Raw genomic sequence first — 22,706 nt, forward strand, 5'->3', positions numbered from 1 at the left:
CTCACTAGTGGCCGCCCGAATGCCCGGTGATCGACAGGAAGACGTCGTCGAGGGACGGGCGGCGCAGGGCGATGTCGGCCAGGTCGACGCCCGCGTTGTCGAGCCTGCGCAACGCCTCGGCGAGGGTGGCCGCGCCGTCGGGTGCGGGGATGGACAGCTTGTCGGCGCCCGCGATCTCGGCGGCGACGGCGGCCGGGACGAGGTCCCCGAGGGCCTGTACGGCGGCGGCGATGCGGCTGAGGTCGAGCGGGACGATCTCGCAGTAGCTGCCGCCGGTCTTGGCCTTGAGCTGGTCGGCGGTGCCTTCGGCGATGACAGTGCCCTTGTCGATGACGATGATGTTGTCGCTGAGCACGTCGGCTTCTTCGAGGTACTGCGTGGTGAGCAGCACGGTGATGCCCTGGTTCTTCAGCGCCGTCACCAGGTCCCACACGCCCTGACGGCTGCGCGGGTCGAGGCCGGTGGTCGGTTCGTCGAGGAACACCACCTCGGGGCGGACCACCAGCCCGCAGGCGATGTCGACGCGACGACGCATACCGCCCGAGTAGTTGCGCACGGCCCGTTTACCGGCGCTGACCAGGTCGAATTCCTCGAGCAGCACCTCGGCCCGCTTGCGGGCGGCCGACTTGGTCAGGCCCATGAGGCGACCGAACAGTTCGAGGTTCTCGCGGCCGGTGAGGTTCTCGTCGAGCGCGGCGTACTGGCCGGTCATCATGATCGAGCGGCGTACGCCCGCGGCGTCGGTGAGCACGTCGTGCCCGGCGACGACGGCGGTGCCGGAGTCGGGGCGAAGCAGCGTGGACAGGATCTTGACCGTGGTGGTCTTACCCGCGCCGTTGGGCCCGAGGATGCCGAGCACGCTGGCCTTCTCGGCCTGGAAACTGATGCCTTGCAGGGCGTGCACGTCGCCGAAGGATTTGCGCACGTCGGAAACGAGCACGGCTGGCTCACCGCCGTGCGACGCGACGCCACCCACGGGCGAATCCACTGAGATAGAACTCGGCATCAACTCTCCACCATCGGCCGCAGCGGCGCCGATCGAAGCCGCGCGCCACGGAATTTTCTTCCCGGTAAGTGATCCATACCGTTCGGCGCGATGTTACCGCTCCGGCGATTTTCCGGGTCGGTACTGAGCAGGCAGGTGGCGATTCCGGCGGATTCCTTGTCGCCGCGACAACACGCCCATACCCTGGCATCCGGGTAGAGGGAGGTGACCATGGCCGAATCGGCCGCCGCATTGCCGGGCCGTACCGATCTGCTGATGTCGTTCGATCCGCGCACCGGCGAACAACTCGCGCAATATCCGGTGCAGGGCGGTGCCGAGGTCACGCGCGCGGTCCGCACGGCCAGAGCGACGCAGAACTGGTGGGGTGAACTGGATTTCGGCGAACGCCGGAGCCAGTTGTTGGAGTGGCGCGGCCATATCGCCAGGCACAGTGGCGAATTGGTCGAGATCCTGCGCGATGAGACCGGTAAACCGGAGGCCGATGCCGCGCTGGAGGTGATGCTCGCGGTCGAGAATCTGGACTGGGCCGCCCGCAACGCCGAACGCGCACTCGGTCGTCGACGCTTGCGCTCGGGCTGGTTCACCCGCAACCAGTACGCATCGGTGGGGTATCTACCGCTCGGCGTCGTCGGCGTGCTCGGTGCGTGGAACAACCCGGTGTTCACCCCGATGGGTTCCATCGCCTACGCGTTGGCCGCCGGGAACACGGTGGTGTTCAAACCGCACGAGATCACCACCGGCGTCGGCCTCTGGCTGGCTGCGAGCTGGTCGCGCGTGGTGCCGGATCATCCGGTGCTGCAAGCCGTTACGGGTGACGCGCGCACCGCGACGGCGCTGTGCGGCGCGGAGCTGGACAAGATCGCCTACGCCGGGCCCGAGGCCGGTGGCCGCGAGGTGATCGCGCAGTGCGCCCGCTCGCTCACCCCGGTCGTCGTTGAGCACAGCGGCAAGGGCAGCATGATCGTGCACGTCGACGCGGACCTGGACGAGGCCGCCGAGGCCGCCGTCTTCGGGGCCATGGCCAATTCCGGTCAGAACGCCACGGGCATCCAGCGCTGTTACGTCGCCGACTCGGTCTTCGACGACTTCCTCGCCCGGGCCGCGGATCGGGCCGCGAGGCTGCGTCCCGGCGCCGACAATCGCGCCACTTACGGCCCGATGATCAATGCCGACCAGATCGACGTGGTGCGCACCCAGGTGCGCGATGCCATCGCCCGAGGTGGGCACGCCGTGCTCGGCGGTCTCGACTCGTTCCGCGACCCGTATGTGGAGCCGATCGTGCTGGCCGAGGTGCCGGAGGAGAGCCTCGCGATCACTGGTGAGGGCATCGGTCCGGTGCTGGTGGTGAACCGGGTCTCGGATCTGGCCGACGCGGTGACCCGGGTGAACGCCGCGGGCAACGGGATCGCGGTCACCGTGTTCACCCGCGACATCGTCAGCGCCGAGTTCATCGCCGCCCAGCTGAAAGTCGGTGTGGTGACGGTGAATTCGTCGACCGCCTTCACCGGCATCCCGGCGTTGCCGTTCGGCGGGGTCGGCGAGTACGGGCAGGGGCACAGTCACGGCCAGCAGGGCCTGCACGAGTTCAGCCGGACGATGTCGATCGCGCGCAGGCGCTTCCGCGCGCCGGTGCGGTTGTCGACATTCGATCGCAGGCCGGGCCATCTGCGCCTGGCGAAGGCGGCGTTCTGGTTACGCCACGGGCGCTGACCGCCCGCCCAGCAGCACCGCGCTGGTGAGCGCGCCGAGCCGGGCGAGTTGTTCGGGCCTGGAGTCGAAGCGCAGCAGCCTGCCGACGTCGATGATCTGGCCGATCGCGGCGTGCACCCGGAACCGCGCCTCGATCGGGTCGCCGTCGAGCAGGTTGGCCCATTCCAGGATGTTCTGTCGTTGGATCGCGCGCAGCCGATGCTGTTCGGCCTGGGGCAGATTGCTGAATTCGGCGTAGTACACCGGCATGATCTCCGGTGTCGAGAAGGTGAGGCGGGCGTGCTCGTCGGCGATGCGGCGGGCGGCGTCGCCTCGGTCGGACGACTGGGCGAGTGCCTCGCTGATGGCGACGGCGAGGCGGTCACCCGCACGATGGAAGGCGGCCGCGAGCAGGTCGGCTTTGCTGTCGAAGTGGCGGTACACACTGGAGGCGTTGATGCCGACGGCGGCACCGATCTCCTCGATGCCCGACTCGTGGTAGCCGTTGCGGCCGAAGATGCGGATCGCCTCGGTGAGCAGCTGTTCGCGTTTCGAGGTCACCGGCAGCCCACGGTTCTGCTTGTCCGGTTCGGCGGGGGCGGGCGCGGGCGGCAGCTCGGCACGCACGATGGACCAGGCCATGTCGAGTTGCAGGGCGAGCATGCGGGAATGCGAGAGCGTGGTGCGATGCGCGGCGATGCTCGCCAGGGCGCTGAGGGCGCCGACGGCGAGCAGGGTGATGTCCTCGGGGCCCGCGTCCGGCCGCAGTTCGGCGATCGGAGTGGCGACGATCGTCTCGAGTTCCCGGTAGAACGCGCGGATACGGACCCGGTCCTCGCGCTCGAGGTAGCGGCGTTCCCAGCGGTACAACCCGGCTTCGCGCCGGATGTCGATATTGTGCTCGGCCACCGCGGTGAGCAGCGCGTCGAGACGGTCAGGCGGGCTCAGCGCCGGGTCGTCGGCGGCTTTCGCCACATCGCGCAACCCACGCGCGCCCTCTTCGGCGGCCGCGACGAGCAGGGCGTATTTGTTGGCGAAGTGTCGGTAGAGCGCGGGCCCGGAGATGCCGACCTCGGCCGCGATCTCGTCGACGCCGACCGGGTAGTAACCGCGTGCGCTGAACGCCCGTGCGGCGGCACGCATGATCTGCATCTTGCGGTCCTTCGGCCTGCGCCGGACCACCTTGGCCTGCGCGGTCGCCTGCTCGGGGCCGCGGTGGGACTCCCTGCGATCGGCGACCATGTACGTTGCTCACTTCCCGTTGCGCGAACCGTCGTCGACGGCTCGGCGCCGCCCGGCAACGGCGCTGGACCAGTCAACCTAAGTTAACCACAATTCGCAAACGGCGTGAGGAAGTCGGACAAATGCGAACCGTCCCGCTCGCACGGATGCGGGCGGGACGGTTCGGGCGGAATCGCGGGGAACGCTACAGGCCGAGACCCTTGGCCAGAGTCGGCCACGACAGCTTCAGTTCGTCCTGCCAGTAGCCCCACGAGTGGGTGCCGCTGGGCCGGAAGTTGAAGGTGGCCGGGATGTTCAGTTCCTCCAGGCGCTTGGCCAGGTTGTGGGTGCAGTAGTTGGTGCCCGCCTCGATGATGCCGCCGATGACGATCTGGTTGGCCAGACCGTAGGCGCCGGGCAGGGCGTACGGGCCGTTCAGGGTGTCGTACGGGCCGGGCAGACCGTTGCCGGTGGAGACGTAGAGTTCCAGCCCGCGCAACCCTTCGGCGTTCACGTACGGGTCGTTCTTGACCCATTCCTCCGAGCCCTGCGGACCCCACATGTTCATGGTGTCGCCGCCGCCCCAGGTCTCGACGGTGAGCTTCACGAATTCCGAACCAACGGGATCGGAGGTCTGCGCGCAACCGCTGTAGGCCGCGGCCGCCTGGTACAGGCCGGGCTTGGCGATCGGGAGCGCGAGCACGGTGGTGCCGGAGGTGGACAGGCCCGCGATGGCGTTCACGCCGTTGGTGCCGAGCGCGCCGTCGACGAGCGGGGGCAGTTCCTCGGTGAAGAAGGTCTTCCACTTGTTGCGGCCGACGACCGGGTCGTCGTTGATCCAGTCGGTGTAGTAGCTCCAGGAGCCACCGATCGGCTGGATGACGTTGACGTTCTTGTCCGACAGGAATTCCAGCGCGTCGGTCTTGGCCACCCAGGACGCCGAATCCTCGCCGCCGCCCGCGCCGTTGAGCAGGTACAGGGTGGGGCGCGGGACCGAGGCGTCGGCGGGGCGCTGCACGTCGATGATGATGTTGTGATCCATCGACGCCGAGAACACGTGCAACCGCAGGCTGCGCGAGTCCTTCACCTCGGCCTTGACGATCTTGGAACCGTTCTCGGAGACCGGGTTGGCGAGCAGGCTCTTGGAGTCGATGATCGGGTCGGCCGCAGCCGGTGCGATGCCGAGGCCGGACAACAGTCCGGCGGCCACTGCCGTTGCCGCGATCATCGCCGCGGCTCGGAGGCCACGACGCCGGGTGTGCCGACGGATCACTTTCGCACCTTCGCTTCGTCTCGAATTCCGACTCGGTCCGCGCCCGGTCGCCCGGGGCGTAGTTGCACCACGGCAGAACCATACGGGTTATGCACTCGATACAACAGTAGTAATCGTTACAACAGCGCGGTCACATCATGCCGCATCCGCCACAGCGGTCTCACCGCACCCCGCTCGCTCGGTCACCCGCGTCGAGCAGCTCGGCCAGCCGTGGCCCGATCTCGGCGAGCGCCTGCGGTGAGGTCATTTGATCGTGCACCACCGCGATGGGTCGATCGCGGATTTCGCCGTCGACATACCGCGCCCAGTTCGCGGCCGCCCGCTCGTGCCCGAGAGCACTGAAATACTCGAGCCTGCCCCGGAATACGGCGGGGCGGTGCTCGGCGATCAGCTCGGCCGAGCGCACCGCGCTGCGATAGATGCGGCGCACCCGTTCCGGGGTGAGCACGGCCATGTTGGCCGGGATGATCGCGTGCAGCGCGGCCAGCGCCTCGTCGCTGAGCTCACGCACCCCGGTGGTGGCCACGGCGGCGCTCAGGTCGACACCGAGTTCGGCCAGCGCGTCGCGCACGGCGGTGTGGAAATCGGGGACGTCGATGTCGGGGTGCGAGTCGAGCATGGCGAGCATGCTCACCTGTTCACCCACCGCCTGCAGTTCCGTGGCGACGGCGTGGGCGAGGACACCGCCGAGCGACCAGCCCATGAGCCGGTAGGGGCCCTGCGGCTGGACCGCCTTGATCTCGGTGACGTAGCGGCGGGCCATCTCGGCGAGGGTGCCCGGCAGGTAGCCCGACTCGCTGAGCGCGGGCGACTGCAAGCCGAAGATCGGCCTGCGGGCCGGGATGTACTGTGCCAGCCCGGCATAGCACCAGGCCAGGCCGTACATCGGATGCACACAGAACAGGGGGCCGCCCGCTTCGGTGCCGTGCGGTACGCGGTTGCGGATGGGCAGCAGCACGCCTAGGGCGTCGTCGGATTCCAGGTCGTAGTCACCGCTGCCCGTCTGGGTGGCGTCGATGCGTTCGGCGAGGGCGGCGACGGTGGCGTCGTTGAAGAACCACTGCACGCGCACGTCGGCGCCGACGCGGGTGCGCAGCCTGCTGATGGCCTTCGTCGCGACGAGCGAGTTGCCGCCGAGCTCGAAGAAGTCGTCGTCGAGGCCGACTTTGCCCGCCCCGAGCACCTCGGCGAAGACCTCGGCGACCGCGCGTTGCAGCGGCGTGGTCGGCGGCCGGTAGGGCCGGGTGGTCGCCGTCGGCGCGGGCAGTGCTTTGCGGTCGAGTTTGCCGCTGGCGTTGAGCGGCAGGGCGGCGAGCACGACCAGGGTGGCCGGGACCATGTACGACGGCAGCGCGGTGCGGGCGTAGGACAACAGCTCGGCCTCGTCGAATACCGGTGCGGCGGCGCCGCTTTCGATGGAGTAGCCCGCCGCCGGGGCGGCAGCGCCCGCGATCCCGGCGCGCGTCTCGACGGGGACGACGTAGCCGACGAGGCGGTCACCGGTCGGACCGCTGACCAGCGCGACGGCGGCGTGCCGCACCGCCGGGTGCCCGCGCAGGACGGCTTCGACTTCACCGAGCTCGATGCGCTGACCCCGCAACTTCACCTGGAAGTCGCTGCGCCCCAGGTATTCCAGCGTCCCCTCGGCGCCGAGACGGACGACGTCGCCGGTGCGGTAGAGCCTGCCGCCCCCCGGATGCGCGACAAACCGTTCGGCGGTGAGCGCGGGCGCGGCGAGATACCCGCGCGCCAGTTGCACACCTTCCAGATACAGCTCGCCCGCGGTGCCGGGCGGCACCGGTCGCAGGTGCCGGTCGAGCACGTGGACGCGCGTGTTGGCGACCGGCGTGCCGATCGAGATGTGCTCTCCCGGGGTCACTTCGGTCGAGGTGACGACCGTGGCCTCGGCCGGGCCGTACCAGTTGACGAGGTCGGCTCCTGGCAGCACCGCACCGAACCGTTGCGCGGTCGGTGCCGACAGTGCCTCACCGGCCGCGAATACCCGGCGCAGCGAAGGCAGTTCGCCCGCGCGGCGGTCGGTGAGGAAGGCGTCGAGCATGGACGGCACGAAATGCACGGTGGTGACCGAGTGTTCGGTGATGACCTCGGCGAGGTAGTCGGCGTCGCGATGTCCGTCGGGCCGGGCGATGACCACGGCCGCGCCGGTCTGCAACGGCCACAGCAGTTCCCAGGTGGAGATGTCGAAGGTGACCGGCGTCTTGTGCAATACCACGTCGCCGGGGCTGTGCAGGTGGGTGCGTTGGGCCCAGCGGAACTGGGCGACGAGCTGACGGTGGGTCAGCATGACGCCCTTGGGTTTCCCGGTGGAACCGGAGGTGTGGATCACGTAGGCGAGGTTGTCCGGCGCGGGCACGGCCAGCGGTGCGGACGCCGGGGCCAGCGTGTCGATCTCGACGACCTTCGTGCCGCTCTGGAATCCGGTGCCGGTGGTGGTGAGCACACACAGCGGTGCGGCGGTGGCGAGCACGCGTTCGGTGCGTTCGGCCGGATGATCCGGGTCGACCGGGACGTAGGCCGCGCCGGTCCGCAACACCGCGTAGACGGTGGTGAGCAGGTCGATGCCGCGCCGCATGGCGATCGCGATCAGCACCTCCGGGCCTGCCCCGAGCGCGCTCAGCGCACCGGCCAGTTTCCGTGACCTGGCGTCGAATTGCGCGTAGGTGTAGGTGTTGGTCCCGTCGATCACCGCGACCGCGTCGGGCGTGCGGGCCACCTGGGCGTCGAACAGCGACAGCAGCGTCGCCTCGTCGAGCAGTTCCGGCGCGTCGGTGGCGTTGAGCGCGGACAGGGTGCCGTGTTCGTCGGCCAGCAGGACGTCGAGTGCGCCGAGGCGGGCCTTCGGGTCGGCGGTGAAGCGGGCCAACAGCAGCGAGAACCGTTGGGCCAGCACGTGTGCGGCGTAGGCGTCGAACACGTCGCGCAGGTACTTCACCGACACGCGCAGTCGCTCACCCGCCACCACCTGCACGGTGAGCGGGTAGTGGGTGCCGTTGGTCGCGTCGAGACCGGTGACCGTGGCGGACCCGGTGGCGGCCCGGTCGATCGCCGCGCGGTCCACGGGGAACGACTCGAACACCACGAGCGAATCGAACAGCGCGTCGACGCCGACGATCTCCTGGATCTCGCCGAGGCCGAGGTAGTGGTAGTCGAACAGGGCGGCCTGTTCGTCCTGCAGTGCGCGAAGCAGCTCGGCGACGGTGTGGTCGGGCCGCACCCGCACCCGCACCGGGATGGCGTTGAGGAACAGGCCGACCATGCGTTCCACGCCGGGCAGCGCGGCGGGCCTGCCCGACACGGTGGCGCCGAACACCACGTCGTCGCGGTCGACGAGGCGGGCGATGAGCAGCCCCCAGGCCGCCTGCACGACGGTGTTCACGGTGACCCCGAGGTCGGCGGCGAGACGGGTCAGTGCGGCGGTGTCGGACGGGGTGAGCGCGAAACCGGTTTCGCCGGTGCCCGAGGCGATTTCGCGGCCCTGGTCGACCGGGGCGAGCGGGGTCGGCTCGGCCAGTCCGGCGAGCGCGCCGCGCCAGGCCTGCCGGGCGGCGTCGAGGTCCTGTTCGGTGAGCCAGGCGAGGTAGTCGCGGTAGGGCACCGGTTTCGGCAGGCGGCGGGTGCGCCCGACGGTGTAGGCGGCGAGCAGTTCCTGCAGCAGCAGCGGCATCGACCAGCCGTCGATGAGGATGTGGTGGCTGGTCACCAGCAGGTGGGCGTGCCTGGGCGTGCGCACCAGGGTGAAGCGCAGCTGCGGCGCGGTGGCCATGTCGAAATGCTTGGCCAGGTCGGCGTTTCGGATCCGCTCGTAGGTGGTGTCGTCGGCGTCGATCACCTGCCACGGCACGTCCACGTCGTCGAGGACCACCTGTAGCGGGGTGCCCGACGGGTCGGTGACGAAGGCGACGCGCAGGTTGTCGTGCCGGTCGAGCACGGTCTGGGCGGCGGTGTGCAGGCGGTCGGTGTCGACGGCCGGGTCGAGTTCGAGGACGAACTGGGTGATGTAGGGGTCGACCGAGTTCTCGGCCAGCAGCGCGTGGAACAGCATGCCGGACTGCAGCGGCGTCACCGGCCAGATGTCGCCGAGCAGCGGGTATCGGCGCACCAGGCGGTCGAGTTCGGTCTGGCCGAGCCGGACCAGGCCGAAGTCCGAGGGCGTGAATCCGCCCGCGTCCGGGCGCAGGCCGTGTTCGGCCAGGCCGCCTAGGGCGCGGATCCAGTGCTCGGCGAAGGACTTCACCGCATCGGCGTCGAGAACGCTCGCGGCGTAGTCGAAGCGGGCGACCATACCGTCGTCGGTGGCGTCGACGGTGAGCACGAGGACCAGATCGTCGACGGCCACATCGGTGTGGACGCGGGCGGGACGCAGGTCGCGCAGCCGCACCGCGAAGCGACCTCGGTCGACGGTGCGCACGGTGTCGGCGTGGTCGGTGTCGAGGTAGCGCAGCAGCCCGAAACCCGCCCCTCGGGCGGGCACCGTGCGGCACAGTTCCTTGATCTGGGACAGGGCCGTGCCCGCGGCGGGACCGCCGACGAGCGCGTCGGCCAGGTCGACACCGTCGAGGCGAAGGGCGAGCGGGTAGTCGGTGGTGAACCCGCCGACCACGTTGTCCGCGTCGTATCGGGCCAGGACCCGCTGGTCGGCGCGCAACCGGACGATTCCGCCGATCGCACGGACGGCGGCCGTATCGGCGGCGGTCTGCGACGCGAGGGCGGCGGCGGTGAGCAGCACCTCGTCGACCGTGGCGCGGTAGGCCTCGGCGACGGTGCCGACGGCGGCGGTGCCCTCGCCGGTGATCGTCAGCGATACCCGGCGGCGCTGGCGCAGGTCGCCGGAATCGGCCGTTCTGGCGCGGACGGCGCGGTGCCAGTACTCGCGCTCGGCGCGGGCGGCCGGCGAGGACGGGTAGTCGGCGAGGAGGCGGATCAGATCACCGAGACCCGCGTCCGGCGCCGAGGGCGCGGCGTGCCTGCGCCTGCTCCACGCGGTGGTGAGCTGGTCGACCACGGCACGCCAGGACACTTCGTCCAGCACCAGCGCGTTGGCGACCACGATCAGCGTGGACGGGCTGTCGCCGGTGAGGATGAAGTGGATGTTGCGGCCCTCGTCGGGGTCGAGCGCGGCGGCCGCGGCGCCGACGATGTCGTCCACGGGCAGCGAGGCCTCGCCGTCCTCGGTGGCGAGCCGTCGGAAGGCGCCACCGGTGCGCTCCTCCGGTGCGGGGATGCGCAGCACCGGGTCGGCTTCGGTGCGGTCGAGGACCGCCCACAGCATGGGGTGCTGGTTCATCACCGCGGCCGCGACGGCGGCGACGGCCTCGTCGGGGCAGTCCGCGGGCACGTCGAGCAGCAGCGCGCGTGGTTCGACGGCCCGCTCCCCCGCCTCGAGGAGCTGGGCGGCGGTGGCGGTCAACGGCAGGGCACCGGTGCGGGTGGTCGCCTCGGCGGTGAGTTGCGCTCGCTCGGCGAGCGCGGCGACGGTGCGCGCGGCGAACAGATCGCGCGGGCGCAGGGTGACACCCGCGTCGGCGGCCCGCGACACCACCTGGATGGCGGTGATGCTGTCGCCGCCGAGGGCGAAGAAGTCGTCGTCGAGGCCGACCCGGTCGTGGCCGAGTACCTCGCCGATCACGCGGGCGACGGCGCGTTCGGCCGAGCTGCGCGGTGCACGGAACTCGCGGCGGTGCAGGACCGGATCGGGCAGGGCGGCGCGGTCGAGTTTGCCGCTCGGGGTGAGCGGCAGGTCGTCGAGCACGACGATCGCGGCGGGCACCATGTAGTCGGGCAGTGCCGCGGTGGCGGTGGCGGTGAGCTCGGCGGGGTCCAGGTCGGTTCCGTGCGCGTACGACACGAGCATGGTCGATCCGGCGCCGTTGTCGCGCCCGAGCGTGGTGACCCAGCCGACGCCGGGTGCCGCGGCCAGCACGGCATCGATCTCGCCGAGTTCGATCCGCAGGCCGCGGATCTTCACCTGGAAGTCGTTGCGGCCCACGAACTCCAGCACGTCGCCACGACGGCGCACGAGGTCACCCGTGCGGTAGAGGCGCGCGCCCGCCGGGCCGTGCGGATCGGCGACGAAGCGGGCGGCGGTGAGGCTCGGGCGCTGATGGTAGCCGCGCGCGAGCTGGACACCGCCGACGTACAGCTCACCGGTGGTGCCCTCGGGCACGGGGTGCAGGCGCGGGTCGAGGATCAGGGCCCGGACGCCACGGATCGGGCCACCCATGTGCACGTCGGCACCACGCAGCGGTGCGCTGATCGTGGCAGCGATGGTCGCCTCGGTGGGGCCGTAGGCGTTGTGCAGGTGGCGGTTCGGCAACGCGTCCCAGCGGGCGGCGAGGTCGGCGGGCAGGTGCTCGCCGCCGACGATCAGGACGCGCAGGTCGGGCAGGCCCTCGGGTTCGAGGGTGGCGAGCACGGTCGGGGTGAGGAAGGCATGGGTCACCCCTTCCGTCCGGATCAGTTCGGCCAGGTCGGTACCACCGACGCTGTCGGCGGGGGCGACGACGAGCGTGCCGGAGCCGCCGACGGCGAGCAGCAGTTCCAGCATGGCCGCGTCGAACGACGGCGAGGCGAAAGCCAGTGCGCGCGTGGACTTGTCGAGGCGGTAGCGGTCCACCTGTTCGGCGCGGAAGTTGGCGACACCGGCGTGAGTGACCACGACGCCCTTGGGCAGACCGGTCGACCCGGAGGTGTAGATCATGTACGCGCCGTGCTCGGGGCGGGCCGTCCCGAGGAGTTCGATCTCCCGCAGTGCGACACCGGGATTGGCCGCGACCTCGGCGGTGAACGCCCGGTCGTCGAGCGCCACCCAGCCACCGGCGGCGGGCAACGGCGGTAGCTCGCCGAGTTCGGCGGCCAGAGTGACGCCAAGTGTCGCACCCGAGTCGGCGACCATGTGCGCGATCCGGTCGACGGGATAACCGGGATCGATCGGCACGATCATCGCACCGGTGCGGGTGATGGCCCACACCGCGAGCACGGATTCGACCGATCGCCGGATGGCGACGGCCACCGGCACTTCCGGGCCCGCGCCGCGCGCGACCAACGCGCGGGCCAGCTGGTTGGCCGCCGCGTCCAGGTCGGTGTAGGTGAAGCCGCGCCCGTCGCCACGCAGCGCGATACCCGACGGGTTGGCCCGGACCGCGTCGTCCATGAGCTGGGCGAGGGTTTTCGCGGGCGCGGCGGACGGCCCGGCGAAGGTGGTCTGCGCGCCGAGTTCCTGGTCGTCGAGCAGGGTGATGTCGCCGACGGGAACGGTGGGGTCGGCGGTGACGGCCGTCAGCAGCCGGGTGAACCGGGCGCCGAGGGTCCGCACCGTCGATTCGTCGAACAGATCTGTGGCATAGGTGAATTCGGCGACCATGCCGCTGTTGCGCTGCTGTTCGCGCACGGTGAGCAGCAGGTCGAACTTGGCGTCGGCCGTGCGGGCGTCGAGGGCCCGCACGGTGAGGCCGGGCAGGTCGACGGTCACCGGGGCGAGGTTCTCGAACGACAGCGCCACCTGGAACAGCGGGTGCCTGCTGGTCGAGCGGGCCGGTCGCACCGCCTCGACCACGCGCTCGAACGGGACGTCGGCGTGGGCGAAGGCGCGCAGGTCGGTGTCGCGGGTGACGGCGAGCAGCGCGGTGAACGGTTCGTCGCCCGCGATACGGCTGCGCAGCACCAGGGTGTTGACGAACATGCCGACCAGATCGTCGAGTTCGCGCGCACCACGCCCGGCGATCGGGGTGCCGATGGCGACGTCGTCGGTGCCGGACAGGCGAGCAAGGAGCGTGGCGAGCGCGGCCTGCACCACCATGAACACGGTGACGCCTTCGCGGCGTGCCAGCGCGGCGACACCGGCGTGCAGATCGGCGTCGATCTCGAAAACCGTTGTGGCGCCCGCGAACGACTGCAACGCCGGGCGCGGCCGGTCGGTAGGCAGGTCGATCTCGTCGGGGAGGTCGGCGAGTTCGGTGGTCCAGTAGGCGAGCTGACCCGCCGCTGTCGACGCCGGGTCGGCCTCGTCACCGAGCGTGTTCCGTTGCCACACCGCGTAATCGGCGTATTGCAGCGGCAGGGGCGTCCACGCGGGTGCGGCGCCCGAGGTGCGCGCGGTGTAGGCGAGCACCAGATCCCTGGTGAGCGGGCCCATCGAGAACCCGTCGGCGGCGATGTGATGCGCGACGAACACCAGGACGTGCTCGTCGGCGCGCAGCCGCAGCAGACGCAGCCGGACCGGTGGGGCGGTCGTGACATCGAACCCGGTGGAAGCGGTGCACCTGACCTCGGCGAGCACGTCGTCGGCGGTGACCGGGACGGGCGTGAGGTCGAGGTCGACCGCTCCCGGCGCCAGCACCTCCTGCACGGGCCCGAGTGGCGCGGCGGTGGCTTCACCGGCGGTTCCCGAGGCGGGCGGGGCCGCCGGGTAGCGCGTGCGCAGGACCTCGTGGCGGGTGAACAGGTCGCGGACGGCGGCCTGGAGGGCGGGCAGGTCGAGGGTGCCGGTGAGGCGGATGGCGGCGGGGATGTTGTAGACCGTCGCGTCCGGGTCGAGCTGGTTGAGCAGCCACATGCGCTGCTGGGCCAGTGACAGCGGCACCCGCGTCGGGCGCGGTCCCGCGACCGGGCGGGCGGCCGACAACTCGTCGGCGCGGTGCACCCGCAGGGCGAGTTCACCGACCGTCGGCGCCTCGAACAGCAGGCGCACACCCACCGCGCGGTTCACCGCGTCGCCGATGCGCGCGGCCGCCCGGGTCGCCAGCAGTGAATTACCGCCGAGGGCGAAGAAATCGTCGTCGGCGCCGACCTCGTCCGCGCCGAGGATGTCGGCGTAGACCCCGGCGATCAACTGTTCCGTCGGCGTCGACGGCGCCCGGAACGCGGCCGCCTCGAACACCGGGGCGGGCAGCGCATGTCGGTCGAGTTTGCCGTTGACGGTGCGCGGCAGGGCCTCGAGCACGACGAACGCCTCGGGCACCAGGTACGCGGGCAACTTCGCCCGCAGCGCGGACTTCACCTGTGCGACATCGAGTTCGGGCCGAGCGACCGCACCGCCTGCTACGCCGCGTCGGTTCCGCGAGACGCCCTCGGGTGCTCCGGGAGCCTCCTCGTGCGCGACATTCTCCGACGCGGCGGTGCCGACGGTCGCGCCGGTACGGGCGACTGGGTCCGTGCCAGCGCGCTCGGCCGCGGCGGTGCGGTCCGGGTCGGTGTGTGTCGTCGGCACCAGATAGGCGACGAGACGGTCGCCGTAGTGGGAGTCGCTGCGCGCGAGCACCGCGGCTTGGGCGACCTCGGGCAGGGCGAGCAGGGCTGATTCGACCTCACCTGGCTCCACCCGGAAGCCACGGACCTTCACCTGGAAGTCGGTGCGGCCCAGGTAATTCAACGCGTCGTCGGCGGACCTGCGGGCGACCAGGTCGCCGGTGCGGTACATGCGCGCACCGGGCTGGAAGGGGTCGGCGAGAAACCGTTCGGCGGTGAGCGCGGGTTTGCGCAGGTAGCCCCTGGCCAACTGGACTCCGCCGAGATACAGCTCGCCCCGGACACCCGGTGGGACGGGCCGCAGACGCTCGTCGAGGACGTAGACGCGGCTGTTCCACTCGGGGGTGCCGATCGGGACCGTCTCGGTGTCGGCGGCGCTCACCCGGTGGTCGGTGATCGACACGGCCGCCTCGGTGGGCCCGTAGAGATTGTCGATCCTGGTGTCCGGCAGGGCGTTCAGCAGTCGCTGGGCCAAGGCGGCGGGCAGCGTTTCACCGATGGCAAGGACGCGGCGCAGCGGTGGCGCACTCGCCTCCCAGTACCCGACGAGGGCATCGAGCAGCGACGGCACCGCCGTGAGCGTGGTGACGTTCGCGTCGGCGACGAGCGCGTCGAGGTAGGCGGGGTCGCGGTGACCGTCTGGTGCGGCGATGACCAACCGGCCACCACAGACCGCCGCCGACCAGAACTCCCACACCGACAGGTCGAAGGTGGCCGGGGTCTTCAGCAGGAAGGCGTCGGCTTCGGTCGTCGCGAATTCGGCGCGCAGCCACTGCAATTGGTTGACCACGGCCGCGTGCGGAACCGCGACACCCTTGGGCCGACCGGTGGACCCGGAGGTGAAGATGACATACGCCGTGTTCTCCGGGCGCAGCGGCGCGCGACGATCCGCGTCGGTCACCGGCGCCGGATCGGCCGACTGCACCGCCGGGTGGTCCACCCGGACCACAGGTGCCGCGTCGGTGCGGAAACCGTTGGTGAGCACGCAGATCGGCGCGGCGGTGTGCAGGATGTAGTCGGTGCGGTCGGCGGGCTGATCGGGGTCGATCGGCAGGTAGGCGCCGCCGGAACGGGCCACCGCGTACATGGCGACCACCAGGTCGACCGAGCGGGGCAACGCGAGCGCGACCAGCGTTTCGGGTCCAACACCCAGCGAGATCAGATGGCGGGCAAGGCGATTCACCCGGGCTTCGAACTCGGCGTAGGTCAGTTCGAGGCGTCCCTCCGGCAGATCCGCGACGAGGGCGATCGCTTCGGGACGGGCACCGGCGGCCAGGTCGGCCAGGGTACCCGTCGGCATCGCGAGATCGGCGGCGCCGCTGACGATCTCGCTCTCCCGCTCGGCGGCGGTGCGCAGGTCGACATCGCCGACCACCCGGGCCGGTTCCCGCACGATCGCGTCGAGCAGCAGGTGCAGCCGCTCGGCGAACCCGGCCACGGTGGCGGCGTCGAACAGATCGGTGGCGTAGGTGAAGAAACCCTCGATCCCGGTGGGGGTGCCGTCCTCGGCGTACCCGTCACCGACGATCAGGTGCAGATCGAACTGCGAGACGGCGAGATCCGCCGCAACCGGGGCGATGCGCAGACCGGGCAGTTCGAGGCTGGCGTGGTTCACGTTCTGGAAGGACAGGCCGACCTGGAACAGGGGGTGCCGCGCCGTGGATCGCGGCGGGTCGAGCACCTCGACGAGCCGTTCGAAGGGTACGTCGGCGGCGGCGAAGGCGGCCAGGTCGCGAGCGCGCTGGTCGGCGAGCAGGTCGGTGAACCCCGCGCCACCGTCGTACCGCGTGCGCAGCACGACGGTGTTGACGAACATGCCGATCAGATCGTCGAGTTCGCGTTCCCCGCGCCCGGCGACGGGCGTGCCGACAGCGACGTCGGCGGTCCCGGCGAGGCGTGCGAGCAGCACGGCGAAGGCGGTGTGCAGCACCATGAAGACCGTCGAACCGGTCTGCCCGGCGATGCGTGCGAGACCGGCGTGCGTCGCGGCGTCGATGCGCACCGGCATCCGCTCGCCCGCGAGCGACGCCACGGCCGGGCGCGGCCGGTCGGCGGGCAGTTCGAGCAGGTCCGGCAGGCCGGACAGTTCGGCGCGCCAGAACGCGACCTGCTGTGCGGCAAGCGATTCGGCGTCGCTCTCGGCACCGAGTCGATCCACCTGCCACAGCGCGTAGTCGGCGTACTGCACCGGCAGACCCGTCCAGTCCGGTGCGTGACCGGCCGCGCGCGCGAGGTAGGCGGTGGTCACATCGCGCACCAGCGGTGCCATCGACGAGGCGTCGGCCGCGATGTGGTGCACGACCACCGCGAGCACGAATTCCCTCGGTGCGTCGGGTTCGGCGCCGGTCACGTCGAACAACCGCACCCGCAAGGGCACCTCGGCGGTCACGTCGAACGCCGTCGAGGCGAGCGTGGTGATCGCTTCCACCAGCTCCTCGACGGGCTCGGGGCGAGCATCGGAAGGCGCCTGCCCGGCGAAACCCTCGAAGGACCCGGCACCGGCGGGATGCACGATCGGGAGCTTGGTGGTCGCGAAGGGGTCGGCGGGTTCCCCGATGCGGTGGACCGTGATCGCGAGGTCGACCTCGTCGGCGGGCAGGATCCGCTGGACCGGGCCGTCGCCGGTGTCGGGGTAGACGGTGCGCAGCACCTCGTGGCGGGCGAGGACGTCGTACAGGGCCGTGGTGAGGGCCGCGACGTCCAGGTTGCCGGTGAGGCGGAGGGCGAAGGGCAGGTTGTAGGCGGCGGTGCCCTCGCCGGTGACGCCCTGGTCGAAGCGGTTGAGGAACCACATGCGGCGCTGCGCCGGAGACAGCGGCAGTTCGGCCGGGCGGGCCAGGGTACCCAGGCGCGAGCCGGTGTCGACCGTTTCGTCGACGACGGCCGGATCGAGGGTGGCGGCCAGCGCCGCGACCGACGGGTGTTCGAACAGCGTGCGCACGGGGATGCGACCACCGACGGCGACGCCGAGGCGGGCGACCAGCCGGGTGGCGACCAGCGAGTTGCCGCCGAGCGCGAAGAAGTCGTCGTCGGCGCCGATATCCTTGCGGCCGAGCACTTCCCCGTAGAGACCGGCGACCAGCTTCTCCGCCGGAGTGGCCGGGGCACGGAAGACCCGGGTGCTGAAATGCGGTGCGGGCAACGCCTTGCGGTCGAGTTTGCCGCTCGGGTTGAGCGGCAACTCGTCGAGCACGGTGATCGCGGCCGGAACCATATAGGCCGGAAGCGTTTTCGAGACGAGGGTCAGCAGCCGGTCCGGTTCCGCGGTTCGGCCGGGCGCCGGGACCACATAGGCCACCAGCTGATCGCCGAGTTCGGTCGCGGCGACAACCGCCACCGCCTGGCTCACGGATTCGTTCGCCAGCAGCGCGGTTTCGATCTCACCGAGTTCGATGCGCTGGCCACGGAACTTCACCTGGAAGTCGACCCGCCCCAGGTAGTCCAGCCGCTGCGGCGCGCCGCCGGTCGGCCTGCGCCACACCACGAGGTCGCCGGTGCGGTACATGCGGGCACCGCCCGGCGCACCGAAGTCGGCGGCGAACGGGTCGGCGACGAACCGGTCGGCGGACAGACCCGGCCGCGCGACATACCCGCGCGCGAGCTGGTCGCCCGCGAGATAGAGCTCACCCGCGACACCCGGCGGCACCGGACGCAGTCGCTCGTCGAGCACGTAGACGCGAGTGTTCCACTGCGGCAGGCCGATCGGGACCGTCCGCTCCCCCGCCCTTGCGGGCCAGTAGGTCACCGAGACCGCCGCCTCGGTCGGCCCGTACAGATTGTGCAACCGCGCCGGACACACCTCGGCCATGGCATCGACGGTCTCCGGCGGCAACGCCTCACCGATGACGAACACGTCGCGCAGCGTCGACAAGCTGACCGGCTCGGCATCGCCGGTCGGGCCCGGTAGCGGATTGGCGAGGGTCCGCACGGCCCGCAGCGACCAGGCGGGCGGCTCGCTCTGCGCGTTCTGGCCGGACGTCGCGGCCAGCGCCGAACGCAACAACCGCTCGCGGGTGACACGGTCCCCGACGGCCCCGGACGGCGCCGCGGACGCCGGACCACCCAGCCCATGTGCGGGCGGTGACGTCGAATCATCGACCGACCCGGTGGAATTCCCGGTTCGGCGGGAGAGCGGAGCACGCGTCGAGCCGGTCCCCGAGGACTTGTCGCCGCGTACCGACCCGCTCGACGGCGCGGACTCGGTTCCCGGTCGTCCGGCGCGGGCCTGGGCCGCGAACACCGTGAGCATCGACGGGACGAAGTCGGTGACGGTGACGCGGTGGGTGTCGATCAGATCGATGAGGTAGGCCGGGTCGCGGTGGCCGTCGGGAGTGGCCAGCAGCAGGGTGGCGCCGACACGCAGCGGGAGGAAGTAGCCCCAGAGGGACACGTCGAAGGTCGTCGCGGTCTTCTGGAGATAGACGTCGCCCAGCACCAGGGGGTACTTCGCCAGCATCCACACCAGCTGGTTGTGGATGGCGGCGTGCGAGACCAGCACACCCTTGGGTTTGCCGGTGGAACCGGAGGTGAAGATGACGTACGCGGGGTGCTCGGGGCGCAGGGGCGCGCGGAGTTCCTCGGGCCGCACCGGCTCGGTGGACACACCGGTGGTGTCGAGTTCGTCGACCAGCACCACATCGATCCCCGACGGCAGGGTGGCCGTGTCGGCGCGCGTGCTCACCACGCAGGCGGGGCGCGCGGTGTCGAGAATGTAGGCGACCCGGTCGGCCGGGTGGTCGGGGTCGAGCGGCACATAGGCGCCACCGGCGGTGACCACCGCGTACATGCCGATCACCAGCTCAGGCGAGCGGCGGACAGCCAGCCCGACAAGGCTTTCCGGTCCTACCCCGGCCGCGATCAGCACGCGGGCCAGCGCGTTGACCCGCTCGTCGAACTGCTGATAGGTGAGCTCGGCCCCCTCGTACACCAGGGCGGTGGCCGACGGATGTGCCTGCACCGCACGGCGATAGGCGTCGAGCATGAGCTCCGGCGCCACGGGGTGCGCGGTGTCGTTCCACGCGACGATGCTCTGATGCCGTTCGTCGTCGGTGAGCAGGTCGATCTCGGCCACACGCGCCGAAGGCTCGGCGGTGACCGCCGCGAGCAGCCGGGTGAAACGCCCGGCCAGCCGCTCGACGGACTCGGCGTCGAACAGATCGGTGGCGTAGGTGAACAGTGCGGCCATCGGTTCGTCCGGATCGGTGCCGGGCACGATGGTCAGCTGCAGATCGAAACGGGCGACGGTGCCACCGAATTCGACCGGCGCCACCTCCATGCCGGGCAGCCGCAATGTCGGCAGGTCGAGGTTCTGGAAGAACAGCGCCACCTGGAACAGCGGATGATGCGCCTGCGAGCGCACCGGGTCGATCAGTTCGACGAGCCGTTCGAAGGGCAGGTCGGCATGGGCGAACGCGGCCAGATCGGCGCGTTTGGTCGCCCGCAGCAGCTCGAGGAAGCTCGCGCGCTGATCCACCTGGGTGCGCAGCACGAGGGTGTTGACGAACATGCCGATCAGGTCGTCGAGTTCGCGGGCACCGCGCCCGGCCACCGGGGTGCCGATGGCGATGTCGTCGGTGTGCGCCATCCGGCTCAGCAGCACCGCGAGTGCGGTGTGCACGACCATGAACTCCGAGGTGCCGGTGCGTTGGGCCAGGTCGGCGAGGGCGGTGTGCACCGTGGCCGGGATCTGGAAGCCGAATTCCGCACCGCGACCGCTGAACACGGGCGGGCGTGGCCGGTCGGTCGGCAGGTCGAGACGATCCGGCAGGGCCGTGAGCGTATCGCGCCAGAAGGCGATCTGGGCGGCGGCGAGCGAGCCGGGATCGTCCTCGGCGCCGAGCACTTCGCGATGCCACAGCGTGTAGTCGGCGTACTGCACCGGCAGCGGCGCCCAGCTGGGCCGCGACCGGTTGCGCCGGGCGAGGTAGGCACCGAGCAGGTCACGCAGCAACGGGGTGATGGAGGCACCGTCGGCGGTGATGTGGTGCAGTGCGATGGCGACGACGTGCTCGCGCGGGCCGAGCTCGGCCAACGCCACCCGCAGCGGCACCCCGGCCGCCACGTCGAAACCCGTTGCGGCGAATTCGGCCAGCCAGAGCGGCAATTCGTCCTCGGCGAGGGTGTCGACGAGCACCTCGGGCACCGCCTCGGCGGCGGGCAGGATCACCTGGTGCCCGACGCCCTCCGCTGCGCCGTCCCCCGTGAACACCGGGTACCAGGTGCGCAGCGATTCGTGTCTGCCGACCAGATCCGACAACGCCGCGTACAGCGCGTTCGCGTCGAACGGCCCGGTCAGGCGCAGGGCGAACGGGATCGTCTCGGCGGTGGAGTTCGGGTCGAACTGGTTGAGGAACCACATCCGCTGTTGCGCGGGCGAGAGCGGAATCAGTTCGGGTCGACCGCGCCGGGTCAGCGGTGCGTGCCCACCGGCACCTTTGAGTGGTTCGAGCAGCGCGGCGAGTCCCGCGACGGTTGGGCTTTCGAAGACATGTCCGGCGGGCACCCGGGTGGACAGTTCGGCACCGAGCCGGGCAGCGACCCGGGTGGCGAGCAGGGAGTTGCCGCCGAGGGCGAAGAAGTCGTCGTCGGCGCCGATCGGGTCGGCCGGATGCAGCAGGTCGGTGAAGACCGCCGCCACCAGCTCTTCCATCGCACCGGATGGCCTGCGGAACTCGGCGGCACGCAGGGTCGGGGCGGGCAGCGCGGCACGATCGAGTTTGCCGACAGGGGTGAGCGGGATGGTGTCGAGCACCGTGAGCGCGGTCGGCACCATGTGCGCGGGCAGACCCGCCTTGGCGTGGGCGAGCACCGCGTCGACGTCGAGCACGGCACCCGGCGCCGGGTGCACGTAGGCGGCGAGAATCGTTGTCCCGTTGTCTAGTTCGTGGCCCACGGTCACCGCGAAGTCGACGGCCTCGTGCGCCGTGAGCACGGTGTCGATCTCGCCGAGCTCGATGCGGAACCCGCGCACCTTCACCTGGAAGTCGTTGCGCCCCACGAACTCGACGGCACCATCGGGCCGCCTGCGCACCAGGTCGCCGGTGCGGTACATGCGCCCGCCCGCCGGGTCGAAGGGGTCGGTGACGAACCGCGACGCGGTGAGCGCGGGCCTGCGGTGGTAACCCCGCGCCAGCCCGCTGCCCGCGATGTAGAGCTCGCCGATCATGCCGTCGGGCACCCGGACCAGGCGTTCGTCGAGCACGTATTCGGTGACCCCGCGCAACGGCGCACCGATGTTCACAGTGTCGCCGAGCTCCAGTGGCGCACTGATATTGGTGACGATGGTGGTTTCGGTCGGCCCGTAGCAATCGTGGAAACGGCGGGTGCCGGTGGCCCAGCGGCGGATCAGGTCCGGCGGACACGCCTCACCGCCGGTGGTGACCACGGCCAGCTCGTCGAGCCCGGTGGGATCGAGAGACGCCAGGGCGGCGGTGGTGATGAACATGTGCGTCACCGACTCGCGGCGCAGCACCTCGGCCAACTCGGCGCCACCGAGGATGCCCGCGGGCGCGATCACCATGGTCGCGGCGGCGCCGACGGCCATCAGCAGTTCCAGCACGGCGGCGTCGAACGACGGCGACGCGAAATGCAATGTGCGCGAGGTGGGTTCGATGCCGTAGTGGGCACGCTGCTCGGCGCAGTAACCGGCGAGACCGGCGTGGGTCACCACCACACCCTTGGGCAGACCGGTCGACCCCGACGTGTACACCACGTAGGCCGGGTGCGGTAGGCGCAGCGGGCGTACCCGGTCGGCGAAGGTCACCGGGTCGCCGGAGTGCTCCTCGGCGGCGTGGCGCACCGAGGGATCGTCCAGGCACAACCATTCGACGGTGGCGGGCAGCCGGTCCACGGCCGCCGACATCGACAGTCCGACCACCGCGCCCGCGTCGGCGAGCATGTGCGACACCCGGGCCAGGGGGTAGTTCGGGTCCACGGGCAGGAAGGCCGCACCGGCCTTGGTCACCGCCCACATGGCGAGCACCGACTCCGGGGAGCGGCCGATCCCGACGGCGACCACGTCCTCGGGACCGACTCCACGCGCGATCAACAACCGCGCCAGTCGGTTGGCGCGCTCGTCGAGTTCGCCGTAGGTGAGGCCAACCGGTGCCGACACACCGTCGGACCAGCTCAGCGCCAACCCGCCCGGGTTGGACTCCACCGCGACGGACAGCAGTTGCGGCAGGGTTTTGCCCCGCTGCCTGGCTCGGGCGCCGGACGCCCGCGACGCCCTGGTCACGACAGCCCCATCCGATC

Annotated in this window: 5 protein-coding genes; 1 reads left to right on the forward strand and 4 read right to left on the reverse strand. The window is 70.9% G+C overall.

The genetic code is table 11. The annotated features are described in order from the left end of the window. Positions 1–4 precede the first annotated feature (4 nt). On the reverse strand, positions 5–1,006 hold the full coding sequence (locus NC7_RS12675) for a daunorubicin/doxorubicin resistance ABC transporter ATP-binding protein DrrA (protein WP_067982399.1): 1,002 nt from the start codon (positions 1,004–1,006) through the stop codon (positions 5–7). A 210-nt stretch (positions 1,007–1,216) separates the two neighbouring features. Here NC7_RS12675 and NC7_RS12680 point away from each other — a divergent pair, with 210 nt between their 5' ends. Further along, the gene (locus NC7_RS12680; RefSeq protein WP_067982729.1) at positions 1,217–2,716 is read left to right on the forward strand and encodes an aldehyde dehydrogenase family protein; all 1,500 of its coding nucleotides are present in this window, start codon (positions 1,217–1,219) and stop codon (positions 2,714–2,716) included. On the opposite strand, the gene NC7_RS12685 is transcribed toward NC7_RS12680, so the two are convergent. The 3 genes from NC7_RS12685 to NC7_RS29085 form a co-directional block, all read right to left on the reverse strand. Next, positions 2,699–3,937: a TetR/AcrR family transcriptional regulator gene (locus NC7_RS12685; RefSeq protein ID WP_067982403.1), complete on the reverse strand. Its 1,239-nt coding sequence runs from the start codon at positions 3,935–3,937 to the stop codon at positions 2,699–2,701. The genes NC7_RS12680 and NC7_RS12685 overlap by 18 nt on opposite strands. 184 nt (positions 3,938–4,121) lie before the next feature. Next, positions 4,122–5,144 carry an alpha/beta hydrolase gene (locus tag NC7_RS12690; protein WP_067982405.1) on the reverse strand — a complete coding sequence of 341 codons (1,023 nt, stop codon included), beginning with the start codon at positions 5,142–5,144 and terminating at the stop codon, positions 4,122–4,124. A 205-nt stretch (positions 5,145–5,349) separates the two neighbouring features. Then, complete coding sequence (locus NC7_RS29085; protein ID WP_157101967.1) at positions 5,350–22,689, reverse strand: non-ribosomal peptide synthetase; 17,340 nt, start codon at positions 22,687–22,689, stop codon at positions 5,350–5,352. Positions 22,690–22,706: the final 17 nt, after the last annotated feature.

Origin of the sequence: Nocardia caishijiensis NBRC 108228, from assembly GCF_001612825.1 — a bacterium.
GTDB classification, from domain to species: Bacteria; Actinomycetota; Actinomycetes; order Mycobacteriales; family Mycobacteriaceae; genus Nocardia; species Nocardia caishijiensis.